17 protein-coding genes and 1 riboswitch are annotated in these 22,517 nt (G+C 39.5%); of the genes, 11 read left to right on the top strand and 6 right to left on the bottom strand.

Features of this window, described 5'->3' with window-relative positions; translation table 11 throughout:
• From ACM0OY_RS20745 to ACM0OY_RS20720, 6 genes are all read right to left on the bottom strand, one after another.
• Nucleotides 1-6,362, bottom strand: a 6,362-nt coding sequence (locus ACM0OY_RS20745; RefSeq protein WP_414570737.1) for an amino acid adenylation domain-containing protein, incomplete at its 3' end; no start/stop codon positions are given.
• Complete coding sequence (locus ACM0OY_RS20740) at nucleotides 6,359-6,652, bottom strand: acyl carrier protein (RefSeq protein WP_335232131.1); 294 nt, start codon at nucleotides 6,650-6,652, stop codon at nucleotides 6,359-6,361. The genes ACM0OY_RS20745 and ACM0OY_RS20740, both read right to left, overlap by 4 nt.
• An 82-nt stretch (nucleotides 6,653-6,734) precedes the next feature.
• A complete protein-coding gene (locus ACM0OY_RS20735; RefSeq protein WP_414570736.1) occupies nucleotides 6,735-7,292 on the bottom strand; it encodes an FcoT family thioesterase in 558 nt (185 codons plus the stop codon).
• Between the two features lie 164 nt (nucleotides 7,293-7,456).
• The gene (locus ACM0OY_RS20730) at nucleotides 7,457-8,335 is read right to left on the bottom strand and encodes a TauD/TfdA dioxygenase family protein (RefSeq protein ID WP_414570735.1); all 879 of its coding nucleotides are present in this window, start codon (nucleotides 8,333-8,335) and stop codon (nucleotides 7,457-7,459) included.
• Between the two features lie 54 nt (nucleotides 8,336-8,389).
• Nucleotides 8,390-9,646, bottom strand: a complete 1,257-nt coding sequence (locus ACM0OY_RS20725) for an MFS transporter (protein WP_414570734.1) — start codon at nucleotides 9,644-9,646, stop codon at nucleotides 8,390-8,392.
• Between the two features lie 261 nt (nucleotides 9,647-9,907).
• Complete coding sequence (locus ACM0OY_RS20720) at nucleotides 9,908-11,485, bottom strand: long-chain-fatty-acid--CoA ligase (RefSeq protein ID WP_414570733.1); 1,578 nt, start codon at nucleotides 11,483-11,485, stop codon at nucleotides 9,908-9,910.
• Between the two features lie 988 nt (nucleotides 11,486-12,473).
• Between ACM0OY_RS20720 and ACM0OY_RS20715 the strand changes: the two genes are divergently transcribed.
• The 11 genes from ACM0OY_RS20715 (at nucleotide 12,474) to ACM0OY_RS20665 (ending at nucleotide 22,306) form a co-directional block, all read left to right on the top strand.
• Nucleotides 12,474-14,990, top strand: a complete 2,517-nt coding sequence (locus ACM0OY_RS20715) for a TonB-dependent siderophore receptor (RefSeq protein WP_414570732.1) — start codon at nucleotides 12,474-12,476, stop codon at nucleotides 14,988-14,990.
• A gap of 74 nt (nucleotides 14,991-15,064) precedes the next feature.
• Nucleotides 15,065-16,246 (top strand): MFS transporter, encoded by a 1,182-nt coding sequence (locus ACM0OY_RS20710; protein WP_414570731.1) that lies wholly within the window; start codon nucleotides 15,065-15,067, stop codon nucleotides 16,244-16,246.
• Nucleotides 16,247-16,501: 255 nt separating this feature from the next.
• Nucleotides 16,502-16,714 carry a chlorophyll a/b-binding protein gene (locus ACM0OY_RS20705; protein ID WP_102205590.1) on the top strand — a complete coding sequence of 71 codons (213 nt, stop codon included), beginning with the start codon at nucleotides 16,502-16,504 and terminating at the stop codon, nucleotides 16,712-16,714.
• Between the two features lie 62 nt (nucleotides 16,715-16,776).
• Nucleotides 16,777-17,016: a hypothetical protein gene (locus tag ACM0OY_RS20700; RefSeq protein ID WP_414570730.1), complete on the top strand. Its 240-nt coding sequence runs from the start codon at nucleotides 16,777-16,779 to the stop codon at nucleotides 17,014-17,016.
• A 355-nt stretch (nucleotides 17,017-17,371) separates the two neighbouring features.
• A riboswitch (cobalamin riboswitch) is annotated at nucleotides 17,372-17,515 on the top strand.
• Nucleotides 17,479-17,628, top strand: coding sequence for a hypothetical protein (locus ACM0OY_RS20695; RefSeq protein ID WP_414570729.1), 150 nt, complete (start codon nucleotides 17,479-17,481; stop codon nucleotides 17,626-17,628). It overlaps the preceding riboswitch by 37 nt.
• A gap of 259 nt (nucleotides 17,629-17,887) precedes the next feature.
• Nucleotides 17,888-18,142 carry a hypothetical protein gene (locus ACM0OY_RS20690; protein WP_414570728.1) on the top strand — a complete coding sequence of 85 codons (255 nt, stop codon included), beginning with the start codon at nucleotides 17,888-17,890 and terminating at the stop codon, nucleotides 18,140-18,142.
• A 22-nt stretch (nucleotides 18,143-18,164) separates the two neighbouring features.
• Nucleotides 18,165-19,166 carry a methyltransferase domain-containing protein gene (locus tag ACM0OY_RS20685; protein ID WP_414570727.1) on the top strand — a complete coding sequence of 334 codons (1,002 nt, stop codon included), beginning with the start codon at nucleotides 18,165-18,167 and terminating at the stop codon, nucleotides 19,164-19,166.
• 293 nt (nucleotides 19,167-19,459) lie between these two features.
• Nucleotides 19,460-20,518, top strand: coding sequence for a cobalamin biosynthesis protein CobW (gene cobW / locus ACM0OY_RS20680; RefSeq protein ID WP_414570726.1), 1,059 nt, complete (start codon nucleotides 19,460-19,462; stop codon nucleotides 20,516-20,518).
• A complete protein-coding gene (locus ACM0OY_RS20675; protein WP_414570725.1) occupies nucleotides 20,502-20,966 on the top strand; it encodes a hypothetical protein in 465 nt (154 codons plus the stop codon). The genes cobW and ACM0OY_RS20675 overlap by 17 nt, the downstream gene beginning before the upstream one ends.
• A gap of 17 nt (nucleotides 20,967-20,983) precedes the next feature.
• Nucleotides 20,984-21,844, top strand: a complete 861-nt coding sequence (locus ACM0OY_RS20670) for a class I SAM-dependent DNA methyltransferase (RefSeq protein WP_414570724.1) — start codon at nucleotides 20,984-20,986, stop codon at nucleotides 21,842-21,844.
• 6 nt (nucleotides 21,845-21,850) lie between these two features.
• On the top strand, nucleotides 21,851-22,306 hold the full coding sequence (locus tag ACM0OY_RS20665; RefSeq protein ID WP_414570723.1) for a hypothetical protein: 456 nt from the start codon (nucleotides 21,851-21,853) through the stop codon (nucleotides 22,304-22,306).
• The last annotated feature ends 211 nt before the right edge of the window (nucleotides 22,307-22,517 follow it).

Genomic DNA, 22,517 nt, shown 5'->3' with positions numbered 1-22,517 from the left:
ATTTTATCAGTTTTACGCTCCGGTTTTTTCTGAGTTTGTGAGAAATCCGGGGTTAAGGGTAAGGTGTCAATGAGAATATATTCAGCAGGTATCATGTATTGTGGAAGTTTTTGCTGTAGATATTCTCGAAATTGGGTAAAATTTGATTGTTTAAATTCGATTCGTTCTCCAGCATCGCTTAATACTCCTGCTTGTTGAGATGGTTGGTAAGCTTCTCCTAGATTGGGAGTTTGTGTGATGTGGCGATCGCGTAGCGGCTGCTTCGCAGCATCGCTAACAATATAAGCAACTAATTGTTGTGTTTGTTCTACTGTTATAACTACTGCTTCTTTAACGGTAGGATGCTGTTTTAATATTGCTTCAATTTCACCGAGTTCAATTCTATAACCGTTGATTTTGACTTGAAAATCTTCTCTTCCTAAAAACTCTATATTCCCATCGGGTAAATAGCGTCCCAAGTCACCTGTTTTATATAATTTTTCTTTGGTAACTGGATGATTAATAAAGCTAGCGTTTGTTTTTTCTGCGTCTTTCCAGTAACCTTTTGCCAAACCAATACCGCCAATATATAGTTGTCCCGTCACCCAAACAGGAGTTTGCTGCAAATTATGATTGAATACATATACTTGTTGATTATCGAGTGGTTTGCCGTAGGGAATACTTTTCCAGTTAGGATCGACTTGGGTAATTGGATAGTAAATTGACCAAATTGAAGCTTCTGTTGCTCCTCCCAAACTCACAACTTGGATGTTTGACCACAATTTTTGGATTTGATTTGGTAAATTGAGAGGTAGCCAATCTCCACTCAACAAAGCTAAACGCAGAGATGAAGGTTGTTGTGGTTGGTTGGCGAGATATTCTACCAACATTTGCATCAAAGCTGGAACTGAGTTCCACAGAGTAATTTGCTGAGATACTATTAACTCTAACCAGTGTGCGGGATCTTTGGTTTTATCTGCTGAGGGAATAACTATTGTTCCTCCCGCCGCTAATATGCCGAAGATGTCGTAAACTGAGAGGTCGAAGTTTAATGCTGATAAAGCTAAGATGCGATCGCCCGATCTAACTCCAAAGCGTCGATTGATATCCAAAATGGTATTCACCGCACCCCGATGATCAATCATCACGCCTTTGGGTAAACCCGTAGAACCGGAAGTGTAGATAATATAAGCTAAAGCTGATGGATCTTGAGGATGTAGGGGTGTAAGGGTGTAGGGGTGTAGGGGTGTGAGAGAATCAATGTAAATACGAGCCAGATTTTCTGAGCATTCTAAAGAATTATCTAACCAAGATTGAGTCAGAACGATTTTTGCTTGGTTTTGTTCGAGTAAGTATGCTTGTCGTTCTGCTGGTAATTCGGGATCGATGGGGAGATAAGCCGCACCAGAGATTAAAATTCCTAGTACAGCAACAACTTGCTCCCAACCTTTTTCCATGACAATGGCGATTGCCTCTGGCACAGCGCTCCGCGCTATCGCATTGTTGTTGCTTGCTCCCAATTCTCGCAGTTGAGATGCCAATTGCAAAGCGCGTTGGTATAATTCCTGATAAGTTAGGGTACGCTCTGGGGTGATGACTGCTGGAGAATCAGCTTGAATTTGCACTTGCTTAATAAACAAACTATGCAAAGTTTCTTCAGAAATGGGTACGATGGGATAATTTGCAATTGTAGGTTGTTGTAATTCTCGCTGAATCTTGCTCCAAACAGCATCTGAGGTAATTAGTCGCTGGAGCAAATCACAGTAAGCAGCAAACATCTCATCCAGCAAACCTGCGGGGAAAAGTTCTTCCACAGCATCCCAGTTAAATATTAAAGTTCCGTTCTGCTCTCTCAGTTGATTATCTAACCAAACTTGCGGGGTTTGACTGATACTGTAAACTAGCTCGCCTAACTGACTTAATATTGATGTATCCTGACCAAGTGATTCTAAACCTAGTGTACTAGTAAATATCACTGGCATAAATTGGTAACTTTGGCGTTGACGGCTAAGTTCTCGCTGTACCTGCAAACCACTGATATAACCGCGATCTAAATCTTGCCACAGTTGTTGCTGTAATTGTTGAGCGTGGTTACTAAAGCTTTGAGGAACTGAGCGATCGACTTCTAAAAGTGTCAAAGATGTAAAGTCTCCGACAATCTCATTGACTTGGGGATGTAAAGGTAAACGTTTAAACAGGGTGAGATTAATCGTAAACTTAGGATTTTTGCTCCATTGACTGAGGACTTCTGCAAAAGCAGCTAATAAAACTCCAGAAGGAGTTAAGTTAAATTGTTGAGCGCGATTTTGTAATTTGCGCCATTGTTCTGGAGACAGTTGAGAACTACGACGTTGAAACCGAGGATTGGCGATCGCATTGGGATTTTTCGCTAGGGGTAATTCTGGTGCTGGTGGTAAGGTATCTAGTCGGTTAAACCAATATTCTTGAGAACGTTGATATTGGGGTGTATTTTTTAAAGTTGATTCCCCAAGCACATAATCGCGGAAGGAAAGTTCTAAGGGTGGTAATACAAACTCAGAATTATTATATAAATCTAACCACTCCCGCATCAGCATAAACACACTCCAAGCATCAGCAATCAAAGCATCAAAACTCAGGTGGAGTCTGGTACGCTGTTCATCTATAGGTGTAGCTCGAATTCTAAATAGAGGCCATTGATCCGCAGGTAAGACTTCATGGGACATCTGCTCGCGCATCACCTCTAAATCTTGCAAATCCAAAACTTCTATTTCATAAGCCGGTACTGTTGTCAGAATTTGCTGTTGACCATCTGGTAAAATAACAGCACGCAGCATATCGTGACGCAAAATAAGTTGTTGCCAAGCTTGATTTAATCTTATTAAATCTAAACGATGGCAATCTAGTTCTAAATAACCATGAGCAGCAATATTTCCTAATTCAAAAGCTTCATTGCGTCCTAACCAATAAGCTTGTTGAATATCGGTGAGGGGAAAAGGTTGATATAGCTGTTGTGGATTTGGGACAATTGTTGGTAAATCAACTGAAGATTCTGTCTTTGTAAAAGATGTTAGTGCTTCACTCAATCCAGCCACTGTGGGAGATGCTAACAAAGATCGTAACGGTAACTCAATATTTAAGGTTTGTTGTAATCGAGCAATTACTTGAGTCGCAAGTAGAGAATGTCCCCCCAATTCAAAAAAGTTATCGTGAATGCCTACTTGTGTGAGTCCCAAAACAGCAGCGATAATATTAGCGATCGCTTCTTCCGTTGCGGTGCGCGGTGGAACAAAATCTATTTCTCGATTCTGTTCCATATCTGGAATTGGTAAAGCACGCCGATCTACTTTCCCGTTGGGGGTTAAAGGTAAAGTTTCCAGAATGGCGATCGCACTTGGAATCATATAATCAGGTAACTTCTGTTTGAGAAAGTTACGCAATTCACTAGTTGTTAATGACTGTTGTCCAGAAACAATATATGCAACTATAGATTTATTGTCGGTTTGCAGTTCTCGAAGCATCACCACTGCTGCTTGAACTTGGGGATGACTACTCAAAACAGCTTCAATTTCCCCTAGTTCAATTCGGAAACCCCGAATCTTCACTTGATCGTCAATTCGACCGAGTAATTCAATATTACCGTCAGGAAGATAACGCGCTAAATCTCCTGTTTTGTACAAAATAAAGTTATGGGGAGAATAGGAGATAAATTTCTCTTTAGTTAAATCAGGACGATTTAAATAACCTTGAGCTAAACCAGCACCACCAATATATAATTCACCCGCAACTCCAATGGGAACTAATTGCAGATATCGATCTAAAATATAAACTTGCGTGTTCGCAAATGGACGACCAATAGGAACTAACCCACTTCCTAATTTCCCCATCCCCAATTCAAAATAAGTGCTATCAATACACGCTTCCGTTACTCCATAGGAATTAATCAAACGTGTCTGTTCGCCACAAAAACGCTGAAATTCTTGATATTCTTGGACATACAAACTATCTGAACCGACTACCAACAATTTCATAAAGTGGAGATTTTGCTGAGTTCTTTGCAAATACTCAACTAAGTTTCTCAACACAGCTGGAACAAACTCCGCGCTATCAATTTTCTCCACTAACATCAGTTTATACAGCTTGTCCGGTTCCAACAGCCACTCACGCGGACATAAAACCAACTTAGCACCACTACAAAGAGCGCGAATTACATCCCCTGAAAACACATCAAAAGCAAAACTCGCCATTTGCAAATGACTAGTCAAAGACTGGAGTTGATAAGCTTTTTTCCAAGCATAAAACGCACTGACTAAACTATAATGAGCGATCGCCACTCCCTTAGATTTACCTGTAGAACCTGATGTGTAAATCACGTAGGCTAAATCTTGAGATGTAGTATTAATTACTAGATTCTCTTCACTTTCCTGGGAAATATCTTCCCAATCTCGATCTAAACAAACTACAGCTAATTCCTCAATTGCTATACTCGCTACTAATTTTTGTTGAGTCAGCAATATCGATACTTGAGAATCACGCAGCATGAAGCTCAAACGTTCTTCTGGATACGCAGGATCTAAAGGTAGATAAGCTCCACCTGCTTTCAGAACTCCTAATAATGCAATAATCATTTCTAGGGAACGTTCGACACAAATTCCCACAAGCTGATTTTTACCTATTCCCAAAGAACGCAGGTAGTGTGCGAGTTGATTGGCTTTGCTGTTTAATTGTTGATAAGTTAGTTGCTGTTCTTGAAATACCACCGCAACAGCGTTTGGTTGCTGCTTCACACAGTTCTCAAACAACTGATGAATGACTCTATCTTGGGGATAATCAACTTGGTTGTTGTTCCACTTCCACAACAAATGATTTTCTTCAGCTTCCGTTAGCAGAGGTAAGGAAGCAATTTGCTGTTGGGGATTAGCAATAATCCCTGGGAGTAAAGTTTGAAAATGATTCGCTATTCTGGTAATTGTCGTGGCATCAAATAAATCGGTGTTGTATCTTAAGATACCAATTAATGATTCAGTCGTCTCCATCATGTCGAACACTAAATCATTCTGTCCTTCCTGCTGGGGAATCACAAAAGGTTCTAAAGTTAACCCACCCCAATCTTCTCTAATTTGGGTTTTATCAGATACAGATAATTCATAATCTTGAGCAATTTCACTTACCTTAAACAAGTTAAAAGAAACGCGAAAAAGACCAGGAAGACTCGGATCGCGGTTGAGTTGCGATCGCTCAATTAGTAAAGTAGAGGGATAATCTTGATGAGCGATCGCATCCAATACAGTTTGGCGTACTTGAGTTAAAAGCTGAGAAAATGTCGGATTCCCAGCCAAATTTACCCGCAAAGCCAGCATATTCACGAAAAAGCCCACAGTTTCGGCAAATTCCGGCTGACTTCTCCCCTCAATAGGCGCACCCACAATTATATCTTCCTCACCTGACAAGCGATAAAGCAACACTTGAAAGGCGGTTAACAAAGTCATATAAAGGGTTGCTCCTTGAGCTTTCGCCATTCCTCGCAGATGAGAAGTCAACTCTTGATTCAACTCAAAAGTATGGGAAGCTCCCCGATAGCTTTGAATTGGTGGTCGCGGTCGATCTGTTGGTAATTTTAAGATGGGTAACTCACCCGCTAATTGTTCGCGCCAGTAATTCCACAGTTCATCGCCCACAGAACTTGCTAAAATATTTCTCTGCCACTGTACAAAGTCTTGATATTGGTACTTAATAGCAGGTAAAGATATGACTCGACCTGTATTTTCTGCTTCGTAGAGCGATCGCAACTCATCAAGAATAATTCCCAGGGAAAAACCATCAATAACAATATGATGTATTGTTAGTAATATTACATAATTATCTTCAGAATAAGTAAATAAGTTTACCCGCAATAAATTACCCTTTTCCAAATTAAAGGGACGCTGATATGCTGCTATTACTTGGCTTGTCAACTCATCTTCATTCCAAACTGAAGCGTCAATATTTTCAAAATCAACTTCTTGGTATTCATGAACCTGTTGAAAAGGTTCGCCATCTTTTTGTGCAAATGTTGTGCGGAGAGTTGGATGACGATTTACTAACTTCTGAAACGCTTGTTGTAAAGCCGGAATATTTAAATGGGAGCAGATGCGAGCTGTAAAAGCAACATTATAAGCTGCACTTGTGGGTGCAAGTTTATACAAAAACCATAGACCTTGCTGACCATGAGTCAGGGGATAGGATTTAGAAGTATGAAAACCTTGGCGCAGTAAATCGATAATTTCTGTTTTATGCTGCTTAATTTGATTTAAAACTGTGGAAGTTAATACTTCTTTACGACCACGATAACGCAGTTTACTATCTTCCATCCACAATTCTATATTCTGTTGCGAGAGTTGTGTGAGAAACTCAACTAAATTCATAATTCTCCTTCCAACCACTCATCATCATTTTTTATTTTTGAGTCAGCATTTTCACTCAAATCATTGACTAATATTGCTAAATTTGCAACATTAGTATCCTCTAGGAATTTTACTGCTGGAATATCTAATTCCAAGTCTTTTCTAAACTTATTTCTGAGTTTGACAGCAATTAATGAATCAAGCCCTAAATAATTTAAAGACATTTCCACATCCAATTCAGATGCGTTTATGCCAATTACTTTAGATATTTCGTCTTGAATATAAGTTGTGAAAAATGCGATTTTAGACATGCTACTTAAGCAAAATAATGTTCTTATTTGCGTTCTCTTGTCTGCGCCTAGAGCGTGAAAAAATGGATTAATTAGAGTTAAACTATTGCGGATAATTTACAATAGCTAATTTCACATTACCACTGCAATTACCATCTTTATCATCCCAATAACGACATTTAGTAACTATATACATCATCCCAGATTTAATCCGAATATTAGTAAACTCAATCTCACCCCAAAACTGAGAAGACTGCATAGCACGTCGAAAGGAACTTTCAAAATCCACAATATAGACATCCGGTAGCTGTTTCTTCCAATAATCTGCCATAGTCCACGACTGAAATGATGCCATCAGTCTTTCTTTTACAGATTTAGCTATGACATAATACATCATTTGGTTGTAGCAAATATTGAACTCTACTGAATTAAAATGACCAGTGTCATCGATATAACATGATTCTGAAATCGAGAATTCACATCGTCCGATTACACGTCCCCCATGCTGAGGATCGCCCTCTTTAGTTATTTCAGCAAATTTAAGATACTGACAATGAGCTTTATAAGGTTTGAGGACTTGTGTTAGTAAGACATCATCATTATTGAAGTGGATGCTATTTTCTTGGGCGCTTTTTTGACTTGAATCTTGAAATTTTAACATGATATTTTATCCTAGTTAAATGACTGTTTTGCTGGATGTTGCGGATTGAGAATGTCGATTTAACTCACGCAGAGAGTAAGAGTTGAGAAGAGTTAATTTTTAAATTTCAAATTCAGCTACGCCTTTTGGTGAGATGTTTTAAATGCAGTGAGAATACAATTGCTCTATAACTGATAAAATGGATAGCTATCGTGCAAGGTCAATCGAAATGTGACCGCTGGTTCCAAATTTGCAGCATAGTGAGCGCAATGGACTAAAGAGCGATTATCCCAAATCCGCACATCCCCTAATTCAAATTCATGGTGTTCGATTAATGGATATTTAAAACTTTTGTCTAACTGACCGGAATGAGTCAACAACCTTTGGAGAACATTTATATCTTGCGGTTTTCCCTCTGAATCATCTATGCGATAAGTAAACCCCTCGGTAATGTAGAGGACGGTTTCTCCTGTAATGGGATGAATAAAGGTCGTTGGATGCTTTGCGGGAGGAGTGACTCGTTCAATCTCGTCTAATATTTCTGAAATTGGACGATAAACATCTTCAGGACGAATTTTAAAAAAACGTCTGACACTGTGATAACAACTCGACTCATTGGCAACGGATTTAAGATCATCTGGTAAACTTTGATATACTTTGGACATATTAATAAAGTAAGTCCCACGCTCCTTACTAGGAAGGATCTGAGGATATACCATTGAAAATGCAAATGGCCTCGGCATAAACGCATAATCAGCGTGCCAAAATTTCCCAGTCTTGGGAACTCCAACTTGCTGACCATTGTCAGAAACATTGGAGGAAACAAAAATCTCTTCCCTTTCTGGATGGTGATACATTGGCTGATAGTATTTTTCTATCTCCCCAAGACGATACCCAAAATCGCAATACTCATCAGGTGATAAATCTTGCTCCTTGAGTACAACAATTTTGTATTCATATATCAGTTGCTTAAGATCCTCAATATCTCCATCTGAAGCAGTTTTATGATTAAAGTCATAAACAACAACTCCCATTCGCTGATTGTCTTGATATTGAACTTTCATAGTTTTCTCACTCGCTTCATGGGAAAGTTAATAAATCAAACCGGATTTTTATAGTTAACTAATCTTACGTACTGATGGATTTGCTGCCAAACAAAGACTTGTAATTAGCATGATGCTACCCGCAACAGTAAACATAATTGTCAGATTTAAATTAACTAAGAAACCAGCTAAAGCAAAAGAAACAGGAGCAATACCAAAAGCAGAAAACATTCCCAAACTCATAACTCTTCCTAACATTTCAGGTTGAGTTTGTTTCTGAATCCAAGTAATTCCTACCACAGTAAAAATACAACTGCAAAATCCCAGCACTGCAATTGTGATACTAGCTAGTCCTATATTGCCAATAAAGCCAAGTAAAAATAAACCAAAGCCTTGAACACCCGCAATAGTCAGCAGTAAAACTCCGATGTTAGGAAGCTTTTTGACAAATTGAGGTGTGAGTGTCCCAATTAACCCACCACCACCCCAAGCTGATTGCAATATTCCTAAAGCTACTGCACCACCTGGGAAGCGACTATGAGCCAGTGAAGTCATCCCAACTTGTAATGGCCCAATAAATAGAAAATTTAGGATTACCATTACCAGCAAAAAGATTCTCAAAGGCTGATTGTGCCATGCGTAGTAAAATCCCTCACGCATACCAGCAATCAAATTCATAGCTTTTTTAGTTGAAGCAGAATTTTGATTTAATTCTCCATTCAATGCTGTTGCTTTTGCTGTTGTTCCCTTCATCAGCAAAAGCGTGATAGTTGTGATGGCGAAAGTTATCCCATCAATGACAAATGCTACTCCAATACCAGCAGTTGCAATCAACAAACCACCCAAAGCCGGCCCAATTAGCAAAATCAGTTGGGAAGTTCCTTGGCTCAAGGTATTACTTGCTATTAACTGTTCTTTTGATACCAGACTGGGGATAATTGATTTAGATGCAGGTATAAAAAAGCCATCAAATATGCCGAAGCCCGCAGCAAAAAAGTAAATATGCCATAGTTGAGTCATTTTCAACGCAACGATGGTTGCAAATAAAACGACTAGTAACCCACGTAAAGCATTGGAAACCAACATCACTAATCGTGGTGAAAAGCGATCGCTCACCACACCACCAAACAGCATCAAAACAGCACGGGGAATCGCTGCACTCATTAACACAGTACCTAACGTGATCCCAGAGTTAGTTAACTGTATTGTTAACCAAGGCAATGCAACGATATAAAATTGATCGCCTAGAAGCGAAACAGTCTCACCAATGTACAGAAGTAAGAAGTTGCGTACAGTTAGCGGTTTCCAAAGTGGAACTTGAGAATTGGTCATTTGTCATTTGTCATTGGTCATTTGTCATTGGTCATTTGTCATTGGGAGAAGAAGACGCACCTGAGAGGGTGTTTGAAAAGTGGTTAGTTGTGATTTTAAGCACTGGTTGATCCCCCCTAGCCCCCCTTGAAAAGGGGGAAAATCCTTAAAGTCCCCCTTTTTAAGGGGGATTTAGGGGGATCGAAAACGTTTTAATACCGACGAGGAGACTTTTCAAACATCCTCTGATGCAGAGAGAGTATGTCCCCCTTGTCCCCATTTTCAATTCACACGACGTTCATACCCTTGCCAATATTTCTCCCGAATCTTGGCCTTTTGCAATTTACCACTAGGCGTTCTTGGCAAAGATTCAGTAAATTCAACGCTTCTCGGTAACTTAAAATCAGCAATTTTACCCCGGACAAAATTAATAATATCTAGTGCGGTTGCTTTCATTCCTGTTTTTAAAACCACGATCGCTTTGATTGCTTCTCCAAAATCTTCATCTGGAACACCGATGACTGCTACCTCTCTGATGGCTGGATGTTCGTATAAAATATTTTCAATTTCTGCTGGATAGACATTTTCACCACCATAAAGAATCATGTCTTTAAAGCGATCGCAAATGTAAATGTAACCTTCTTCGTCAAAATAACCAGCATCACCAGTATGAATCCAGCCATCTACTAAGGTTTTTGCTGTAGCTTCAGGTAATTTCCAATAACCAATCATATTTGCAGGAGATTTGATACAAACTTCACCCACTTGAGCGCAAGATAGTTCTTTACCTTCACTGTTGATGATGGCTATCGATACACCAGGAAAGGGTTTACCCGCAGCTTTGAGGATGTTTTTATTTGTAGATGTATGAGCTTGTGCAGGTAAAGAGACAGCACAATTGCCAGTTTCCGTCATTCCATATATCTGCACAAAATTACAACCAAATGTAGCGATCGCACTTTTGAGTGATGATTCAGCTATGGGGGAACCGCCATAAATAATGTATTCTAGTGATGAAAAATCTGTTTTTTGGCATAATGGTTCGTTCAACAGAGCTTGAATCATGGCTGGAACCATAAATGTCTTAGTGATGCGGTACTTTTCAATCGCTTCGAGAACTTCAACGCCGATAAAATTTTCTAAGACAATATTTTCTGCTCCTGATGCTAAACCACGAATAGCCCACCAGAGACTCCCGATATGGAATAAAGATAAGGTAAGCAAACTTTTGTCAGTTTCGTTCCAATTTATCCAGGTTTCGCCTCGTTGAGCAAATTCTTTGGCGATCGCAAAAAAACTGTAATGTCCTAGTTGGACACCTTTAGGTCTTCCAGTAGTGCCACTAGTATACATTTGTACGGCTACATCATTGGCTGCAACAGTAACATTTGGTGGAGCGTCACTATGTTCCTGAGACCAGATATCGTAACTCAGGCAATTGCCGTCAATTTTTTCTAAGGGAATAATGGTTTTAACACCATCAATCTCATTTCTAATCGATTCTATTAACTGATAAAATTCCGCCCCAACAAAAAGAATTTCAACATTAGCATCTCTGAGAATATAGCTGATTTCCGCAGCAGCTAAACGCCAATTAATCGGTACAAAAACAACTTTTATTTTGCAACAAGCAAATAAAATTTCATACGTCTTAAGTGAATCTTTAGCTAAAAATGCTACTCGCGTACCTGCTTGAATTCCTTGGGTTAATAGTGAATTTGCGACCTGATTACTTCTTTGATCTAATTGTATATAGGTAAGTGACTTATCTTTGAATATCAATGCCCTAGCGTCTGGAACTTGACGTGCTTGCACGCGCGGTAAATCTGCCAACGTTGTTATTTCACTGTTATACATCATCGACATTTCTCAGAAAATTGCTCAGGTTTTTTTGTGCAGTCGTAACAAGCTATGTGAATCTATTATTAGCAGCCGTATAAAGTAAAGATTTTGCTTTTTTTATTCAGATACTCAACTAAGTTCCGCAAATTGACTGAATAAGTTCTGCGCTTTTAAATTTCATTTACTACATTATTCTACACACATTTTTCAGCTTTAAAGCTACTTTTGTGTGCATACTATCAACTATTTTCTATCTATTTTTCTACTAAAATTACCAAATTAGAACACTAAAATTGTCTAATAATTTCACTGCTTTCATTTCATTTTTAAAATCCTATAGCTTAAGCTAATACAGATTTTAGAGTATTGTCAATCTAAAATCTGTTTACCATAATGAGTATAAAGTAATACATATTAGCTTTGACTATTTGATTTTTTTTCTTCAAATTAATTAGAAGTTAAAAAATATACTCTCAATAAGTATCAATTTCAACGCATCTAAAGTAGAATAATCCCTTAATAGCAAGGTTTGGGCGGTTTAAAATTTAGGTTGTTTTTTCATCAATATCCTTGTCCAGCAAAAGTTTCAGAGATTAGATGCGCTGTTTATAATCTGTTTTCAAGCTTGAATACGTATAAAAAACCTACGGTATTAAATAATACTATTTATCTTTAGCGTGTTTATTGATAATTAATCTCATATATTTTTATTTTGCTATAGAAGAATTTTGATATTTGACAATAAGTCAAATTAATCTTAAATGCTTGTTTATTAAGAGTTCTGAAGGTATATCAATCAACTGGTTTCGATCATAAGAATAATTAATCAATAAGTAATTTTTAAGCTAGAACGCGATTTAGAAGTTTGACAGTTTGTCATTTGACACATTTACCACAAAGCCAAACAATTTAGCATATAAACGCTTTAGTCTATTTGCTACTAATAGCTTTAATTTTGTCAACTTTTATTGACAATTTGAGATTACTTTTTTGGTGTGAGGATTAAATGAGGAAACTGTATCTATTGGGAAATTTAGGACTAGCTATCATAATTACCATATTTACAAATCAACAAGCTTTAGCTGCAACAAAAGAAGATCGTCAAATTCCCCAACTTTCAGATATTAATCTTCCTCACACAAGTGTTAAGGAATGGCTAGCTCAACAAGAGCAGTCTACTCTTTTAGTAACAGGGATAAAGTTGAATCAAACGGCTAGTGGGTTGGAAGTTATTTTAGAAACATCTGTATCTGACAAGCTACAAGCCACAACTAAAATAGAAGGTAATACCTTTATTGCAAATATTCCCAATGCACAACTGCGTTTAGCAAGTGGTAATACCTTCCGTCAAGAAAAGCCAGTTGCAGGAATTACGGAAGTATTAGCGGCAAACCAGGATGCAAATAGTATCCAAATTACTATAATGGGGACAACACAAGCTCCAAAAGTCGAACTATTTGACAGCGATGAAGGTTTAGTTTTAGGGGTGACACCAACAACACCTGAAACTCAACCATCAGCCGATAGCCAAAAACCTAATGACCCAGATATTGAACTAGTTGTTACCGCACAAAAACGACCGGAAAATGCACAGAATGTACCCATTAGTGTAACGGTAATACCTCGTCAGGAAATAGAAGATGCTCAAATCGATTCTTTAATTGATATTGCCAATCAAACGCCCAACTTTAACTTTCTTCCCACATCTTCTGGCGGTACAGAGTTTAGTAATTATAGTTTGCGGGGTTTGAACAATCAAAATTTCCTTACTGCTCAGGATAGCGTAGCCTTTTACATCGATGATATTCCAATTGACTATAACGGCTTTCTAGACTTGGCTTTACTCGATCTAGAACAAATAGAAGTGCTAAGAGGCCCTCAAAGTACGCTATACGGCCGAAATAGTTCTGGTGGGGTCGTCAATATCATTTCTAGACAAGCAACGCCAGAACCAGAAACACGAGTTAGTGCAAGTTACGGTAGATATAACAGCCGCCAATTCCAATTCTCTCTCAACGATGCTTTGGTTGACGATAAGAAACTAGCGTTGCGAATTGCGGGAGCCTACAGAGGACAGGATGGATTTATTAAGAATTTAGCCACAGGTAATGAAATAGGCGAGCGATCGCGCCTAGCTGCACGAGCGCAACTTTTGTGGACACCTACACCGGATTGGACAGTATCTTTTAATAGCTATAACAGCTTTACAGATGATGGTAATCCAACCTACAACAAGTTAAATCCTCCTGACCCATTCGAGGTTAATTTACAAACCGAAGGATACAGTAAGCTAGATACAAATACCCAAGCTTTAAAAATCGGTTATAACGGTGAGGGTTTCCGAGCCACATCTATCACCGCACGTCGTTTTACCCGTCAAGAAAACGTTGTTCCGGGAAGCACAGGAGCGGTACAAATTATTGATGGTATTGGCTCCACATTATTGACGCAGGAATTACGTTTCCAATCTCCAGAAACGGCAGAGCGTTTTCAATGGTTGTTAGGTAGTTACTACGAATCTCGTGACTTTAACGTTGGCGATGCTCAAACCGACTTTCCTGGATTTGGAAGATTTAGACGTACTGGAGACGATTATCGTCAAACCTACGCGGTATTTGGACAAGTAGATTATCAGCTTATAGAACCATTAACTGTATTTGCTGGTTTACGTTACGAATCTAGTGATGCATCTTCAGATAGTACTTATGATTTAGTAAACGCTGACGGAACTCTAACTCCCCAGCGTCCGGCATTTAACAATGAAAAAGTCAGCAACAATGAATTGATTCCCCGCTTCGGTTTGAAATATCAATTCAATCCTAATTTAATGGGATACGTAACTATTGCCAAAGGTTATAGACCGGGTGGATTAAACTATCGCGCCAATAGCGAAGCAGAACTTCGATTTGGGGAAGAAAAAACCTGGAGTTATGAAGTCGGTTTGAAATCTTCTTGGTTGAGCGATCGTTTAATTGCCAACCTATCAGTCTTTCACAATGATGTAAATAACTATCAAGTTTTGCAATATGACGAGAGTGGGTTTTTTGGCAGAGTTAGCAATGTTGACCTTAAAGCCACAGGAGTAGAATTTGAACTGAAAGCCAAACCAGCTAAGGGATTCGATTTAACTGCATCAGTTGGTTATGTAGATAGTATATACAAAAACTACCTAAATTCCGATACAGGTGTAGACCTAAGCAATAATCAAGTTCCCCTATCCCCACAATTTACCTATAATTTAGCTGCTCAATATCGCAGTCCGGGAGGCTTATTTGCTCGTGCAGAATTACGTGGTTATGGGATTACTTATTTTGATGATGCGAACCAAATCAAGCAAGAACCTTATGCCTTAGTAAATGCCCGCATCGGTTACGAAGCTGAGAAATATGGCATTTACCTTTATGCAAACAACTTGTTTGATACTCGCTACATCACCTCTGGATACTTATTCCCAGTACCAGATGGAACCGCAGGATTTGGCGATCCCGTGACCTATGGCGTGCAAGTTAAAGCTAATTTCTAATTTAATTGTTGTAGCGATGGGAAAAATTATCTTTCCTGTCGCTATTTTTGATTTTTTATTCTCTGCACATTGCCATGCTTGCTAAATTAATCCTGCTCGCCGCACTTTATACTACTCAATTCATTCCGACAACCTTTTTTATCCAAACCGTACCTGTTTTTATGCGACAACAAAATATGTCGCTTAATGCTATTGGTTTGTTGAGTTTTCTCATTCTTCCCTCAGCGTTAAAATTTCTGTGGTCGCCTTTTATTGACCGCTACCGTTTGCCAAAGTTAGGACATTATCGCGGTTGGATTATCTGTTTTCAACTTTTGTTAGCACTTGTAACATTTGGATGTGGATTTATTGATATTCAAGAGAATTTCAATATCTTAGTTTTTTGCATGTTTCTCGCTTTTTTATTCTCCGCCAGCCAAGACATTGCCACTGATGCGTTAGCAGTAAATTTACTCGAACCGCGAGAAAGAGGATTAGGAAACGCTATTCAAGCTGGGGGAAATGTTTTTGGCGCTATTATTGGTGGAGGTGGAGCGCTGATTTTACTAGATAGAATCGGCTGGCGGTATAGCTTGATAATTATGTCAGTCGTAATTTTATTGACTTTGATTCCAATACTACTGTATCAAGAACAAGTTAGTAATAAACCTCAGAAATCAAACTTTTTTAAATCTTATTTTCAACCTTTTATCAACTTTCTCTCGCGTCCCAAAGCATTACCGTGGCTTTTCGTAGTATTGCTATATATGGGAGGCGAAATGATGTCAGGTACAATGCTTCGTCCACTTTTTGTTGATAGAGGTTTGTCGCTCTCAGATATTGGCTTAATGTTGGGTATTGTCAGCTACAGTGTCCGTATTGTTAGTGCTTTGATTGCAGGAGTTTTGATTACCCACTTGGGAAGATTACGTTCTCTAGCTCTATTTGGCTTTGCTGCTAGCATGGTGACACTTTTGTATATCATACCTGCAATTGGTATCAGTAGTTTACCTGTGCTGTATGCTGTGAGTATAACAGTCAATGCAGCCCAAAGTATGGCATATACTGCATTGCTAAGTGCCATGATGGATAAATGCGAACCTGCAACAGCCGCTACTGATTATACATTTCAGGTGTCAGTAGTATACATTGGCGGAATTGCTGCTTCAGTTCTGAGTGGTGCGATCGCCAGTTCTACGGGATATACGTTTATGTTTATTATTAGTGCAGCCTTGAGTTTATTGAGCGTATTACTAATAACCAACTTGCGGGCATAGAAGCAACACATTCACAAGGTATACAGCCCTCTTGCTATATCGGATTGGTTAAAAACCCTGACCAAAGTCCTACCGATCATGTTCTTTAAATTGTCAGAGGCGATTATCCCACAAAGGAGACGCTACGAGAAGGTACATACGGTATCTTCGATTTTTTAGTACGGTTAACCGTAATTTTTATTCGTGTCAAGTAGTTGTAAAAAATATTTACATATTGTTATATTTGGTTACATAAGCAAGTAAAGGAAAAAAGACATGACAAGCAAAGGTTTTACCATGAACGAACTCGGTCAACTCAACAACTTTGCAATCGAACCAAAAGTTTATGTAGACCAAACTCCAAGAGTTGGCTTTACTGAGTATGCTGAAAAACTAAATGGTCGTTTAGCAATGATTGGCTTCGTCTCACTCATAGCTGTAGAAGTTGTCACAGGACACGGCTTAATCGGATGGTTGACAAACCTATAACTAAATCTGAATATTTAAGAATTTCACTCAATTAACCGATAGAAAATTACCAGAGGATAGCTATGAAAACTGATTTTGATTTCCCTAAAAAAGATTTAATTGGCCCCGTTGTTTTTCGCCCCAATTTCAACAACTTTGCAACAATTAACGTTAACCAAGCCTGGTCATTATTTTTCAGTGCAGGTCAAGACGATAAAGTACTGGGAGAAGAAACTGAATTAGGCAAGTTTTTTACTAACCTTTTAATTGCTGTGGGAGTAACAGGAACTCTTTGGGCAATCTATTTCAGCAATTTGGGATAAAAACTTGGCTTCAGGTTTTAAGTTGAATAAATATATCCGAAGTCTTGGTGGACATAACCAAGACTTCTTTTAATTTGCAGGAATCAATTATTAGTAACTGTGCATTTAGCGGGACTTAAACATTTTTGAGGGAAAAACAAGTCTCAAACCCATGCAGCGTAAGAGAAATACACCTTATGCTCAAAAATAGCCCAAAACTTAGATATATTAAGAAACTAAATAAAACGATATTAAAGTCTTTCTGTATATAGATTTGAGGTTCTTGTTTGGTTGTTTTTGTCTCAATCCCACTAAAAAATGGTAGCTATTGCAACCAGTCAGTTTAAGTATTATTAAATTCATAATCATGCTATTATTAGACCAATATCAACTCGGTTCTGTTGGGAGTCAGCCATCAGACTCAAGGGGGAAAGTCCGGTGTAAATCCGGCGCTGTCCCGCAGCTGTAATCAAGGTTCGCCTTGTGAGTCAGAATGCCCGCCGAAGTGAACTTGTAAATTTTGTACATCTGCGAGGCACAGATAAGTATTTTTATGAAGATTTCTACAACTACTCAGCTTTACGTTTTCATAGCCCCACATATCAATCCGCTACAGATTACGACTTTCTATGAGAGGGTAAGCGATTAATTTCCGGTACAAGTTGTGTCTTGAGATGCAGCGATCGCTATAAGCCACTCCCTATGAGAGTATCGCTTGCAAATAGTCACAACAACAAAAAAACGCTGTATTAACTAACAGATGGAAGTTGTTCAAAACAGGTAGTAAATGGCGTGTATGACATACATAGTCCTGTTTCACCACTGAACAAATACTTTCCCAATCACGCAGAGAAATTGCTAAGTTACTAAATTAATACTTCAGTTAATTATCATGCCGAAATTCTATCTTCACCGAACTGGGAAGATTCCTACTGCTATTCACCCCTTTGTCAAACAAACGGCTCTCCCCCAAGATAAACACAAGCCCAGTCTATTTCAAGGGAAAATTATTCAAGATGTTCAAAACATTGCAATGTCGATGTATCGGATGATTTATATTGCGATTGCATCCGTCGGACGGTTACGACATCGCTCGTCTGATTCGGGACAAGCAGCAATAAGTAAACCGTTAGATCGACTCAAATAGGTGTACAAAAACGTTCAAAAAAATGTCAACTTTATTATATTCTGTAATTGGTTTTCTGATGCTTTTAGTAATTGGAATTGCGGCTTATTTCCTAACTGCCCGCAAGTATCAATCCTCATCCACAGTCGCCAATTCCTACGATCAATGGACGCTTGACGGCATCCTAGAGTTTTATTGGGGGGAACACATTCACCTCGGTCATTACGGTTCGCCACCACGACGCAAGGATTTTTTGGCTGCTAAATCTGATTTTGTCCATGAAATGGTTAAATGGGGTGGAATAGAAAAATTACCTCCTGGTACTACTGTCTTAGATGTTGGCTGTGGTATTGGGGGCAGCAGCCGGATTTTAGCGCGAGATTATGGGTTTGCTGTTACAGGGATTACCATCAGCCCTATTCAGGTTAACCGCGCCCAGGAGTTAACACCCCAAGGGCTAAATGCCCAGTTTGCGGTCGATGATGCGATGGCATTGTCGTTTCCAGATGCCAGTTTTGATGTGGTTTGGTCGATTGAAGCAGGCCCCCACATGCCAGATAAAACCGTTTTTGCTAGAGAATTAATGCGGGTGCTAAAGCCTGGTGGAGTGTTGGTTCTAGCTGACTGGAATCAGAGGGACGATCGCCAAAAACCTTTAAATTTTTGGGAGAAACCAGTAATGCGGCAACTTCTCGATCAGTGGTCTCATCCAGCTTTTTCCAGCATTGAAGGCTTTTCCGAGCTTTTGGTGGGGACAAAATTAGTTGAGGGGGAGGTAATTACGGCAGACTGGACGCAAGAAACCCTTCCTTCTTGGTTCGATTCGATTTGGCAAGGAGTGGCTCGACCAGAGGGATTGGTGCGTTTTGGGCTGTCTGGTTTCATCAAGTCTGTGCGCGAAGTACCGACGCTTTTACTGATGCGTTTGGCTTTTGGTGCAGGGTTGTGCCGATTTGGAATGTTTCGGGCTGTGCGGGCAAACTCACGCACAGAATTGATGGACAGAAACTTTGCCAACCAAAATCCCTCAAGCTTGGTTAGGTAGCCAACCCGACACCACTTTAACTAAGTACTGCTTTGCGCGAATTGAGGATTGAAATTTAAACGCAGAGGAACGCATTCGCGGAGCGTCCCGTAGGGAAGGTTAGCGCAGAGGTACGCAGAGGATTCGCTACGAACTTGTGAAATCCTGTACTAAGAACGAATTTAAGTTTTGTTTTGGGCGATCGCAGCTAGTTATGAATATTTGGATTTTAACGCCTGCTGACTGTAGTGATATCTGCGGTTTGAACAACTTCCTACACATCGCAAAATTAATCAACAAACGACACACTTTATATGCAAAAAATTCCCGTCACAGTAATTACAGGATTTCTAGGTGCAGGCAAAACGACGTTAATTCGCCATTTACTGCAAAACAATGAGGGACGACGCATTGCTGTTTTGGTAAATGAATTTGGAGAAATCGGAATTGATGGCGAACTTTTGCGTGATTGCCAAGTTTGTGACGATGAAGAAGACTCCAACAGTAATATTGTTGAACTCACTAACGGTTGTCTGTGCTGTACGGTGCAAGAGGAATTTCTCCCAGCGATGCAAGAATTACTGAAGCGACGCGCGAGCCTAGACTGTATGTTGATTGAAACCTCTGGACTAGCACTCCCAAAACCATTGGTGCAAGCATTTCGCTGGCCGGAGATTCGCACAGGCGCTACAGTTGACAGCGTAATTACTGTGGTGGACTGTGAAGCGTTGGCAACTAATCAATATGTAGGCGATTTAGCAGCTCTGTTAGCACAGAGACAAGCCGACTCTAGCATAGAACACGAAACACCGATTGAGGAACTGTTTGAAGATCAACTGGCTTGTGCTGATCTAGTATTGCTGACTAAGAGCGATCGCGTTGATTTACCAACGCAAGTTAGGGTGCAGGATTGGCTAAAGCAGAACTTATCCCCTGGTGTAAAAGTCATTCCTTGCCAGGACGGTAAAATCAGTGGCGATTTGTTACTCGGTTTTAACGCTGCTGTAGAAGACAACTTGGATAGTCGCCCCAGTCACCACGACACCGAAGCTGAACATGAACATGATGAAGGGATTAATGCAGTGCAACTACTGCTAAACCAGGCATTTGAGCCGACTGTCTTAGTCAAACGCTTGCAAACATTGGTGCAACAGCAAGAAATTTATCGAATTAAGGGATTTGTAGCAGTTCCAAATAAAGCCATGCGTCTGGTATTACAGGGTGTCGGTAATCGATTTGACTACTTTTATGATCGTCCTTGGCAACCCCACCAAGCCCGTCAAACGCGATTAGTATTGATTGGACGAGAGCTTGAGCAGGTTCGCATTGAATCATTGGTGTTGGGGGAGGAAGTCAATGCGACCATCCAATAGTGTTTGGCAAGGAAATTTCGGCTACTGGCAAAATAGCTTTATTCATAATAATCTGCTGGTAATCGGTTACACAGGATGGAAAGGATTTCAGTCATTTGGGCGGGGAGTTGTTATTTGTGATGTGGATACTAAAGTTACTCACCCGACAAATACAAGTGTTGATACAGTTTCCTTCACCCTGCAATTTCTTCCCTCCGATCTGATTAGGTTTTACTTGCGTTCTTTTCAGGATAGCGGAGCTATATCGCAATCAATCTGCTCATCCATGATTTCATCAATTTCCCCGGTGATCGCAACATACAATCCCCATCAAGATATTCTTCTGGTGCTAAAGGCTGAACCTCAGATTGAGGTTAATTTTTTACACCAACTAAAAATTACTCCACCCGATTGCTACGAACAAGTTTGCAAGCGATGGTCAGAATTTAAACCAAGCCTAATACCCTAAAACTTACTTTAGTCCCAATGCTTAAGCCAAAATCAAGCAATATTCCCAAAGCAACTCGCTACCAAAATGCAGCGATAGATTATTACATGGGACTCACAAACTCCTCCTATCTCCATTACGGGTACTGGGAGCCATTACCTACTCAAGGTGAAGAATTAACTCTAACTCGCCTGCGTGTGGCGCAGGAAAGCTATGCAGCCAAACTTTTGAGTTTTATCCCAGAAAGTATAAAAACTGTGCTTGACGTAGGCTGTGGTATTGGAGGTAACGCAGCATATTTGTGCTCACGCGGTTTAATTGTTGAGGGATTAGCACCCGACGCACTCCAGCAAGAGAGGTTTATTAAAAATACCAACAGTCAAGTACCTTTCTACTTAACGAGATTTGAAGATTTTCACAAATCATACTCCTACGACTTAATTCTGTTCAGTGAGAGCAGCCAATATATTGCTGCTCTCGATTTAGCTCAAGGTGCGGCTCGTTTACTGGATAGCGGTGGCTACTTGCTGCTTGCAGATATGATGCGTTTTGATGCCGAATACCAAGAAGGTATTTTTTCTAATTGTCATGTCGCCAGTGAACTCCAAGCGGCGTTAGAACAGGCTGGATTTAAGTTAATCAAAACTGAAGACATCTCCACTCAAGTTGCACCAACGATTGACTTGTGTGTTGATAACTTTCGTACTTTTGGGCTGAGTACAGTTAAATATATTGCTGATGTTGTAGCGATCGCACTCCCACCATTATACGCGATCGGACGTTGGGCATTTAAGCGTTGGCTCGAAAAGCCAATTGCTGAGGGATTAGCAGCACGCGCTATTTTTGAAAACCATCTGTGTTATTCCATTCAACTTTGGCAGTTATCTAAAGGAGATTAATTAAAGATGATCCCAGAAATAAACACCCAAGATTGGCAACAAAATTTTATAGCCACTAATTTATTGGCAATTGGTTACAACGCTTGGGTAGGTTATTTAGGAGGAGAACGTGGTGTCGTGATTTGCAGCACTAATTCTGTGCATTTAGGTATGGCTGGCGAAACATTTAAAGCGCATTTTATCCCGCGTAAAAATCTCGCAGCTTTCTTAAATGCTTGGTTAGCAGCACCCGATACTGTACTGTTGCAAAGACACTTCATGAATGCTCATATTCTCGAAGCTTTAGATAAATATAATCCTCAAAAAGATGTTATTTTTTTGTTGGAATACGGTTATCAAGCTGCTTTTTTCTATTTAACTAATTTACCAATTACACCACCGCAATGTTACCAAACTGTATGCAAAGAATGGGCAGAATTCCAACCTCCGCACACCCTTTTAACAGGAGCAAAAACACAATGAGACTCATCCAAAAGCAAAAACAAGCTTTCTAGTTTTACCGCTTTTTCCCAATTGCTATGTATAGAGCTTTAATAGCAAAATTAAAGTCTTACAATACTTCTTAGAAATGTAATACTCTGGACAAAATTAAATCTAGAGTGTGTGAAAAGTCCCCTATCCTGATAATTAGGGGATTTATTTTATGAGTGTTAACTGTAGCACAAGTATAATT

The sequence above is a fragment of the Nostoc sp. CCY 9925 genome (assembly GCF_963920935.1).
In the GTDB taxonomy this organism is placed as follows: Bacteria; Cyanobacteriota; Cyanobacteriia; order Cyanobacteriales; family Nostocaceae; genus Nostoc.
This window is presented reverse-complemented; position numbering and strand designations above follow the sequence as displayed.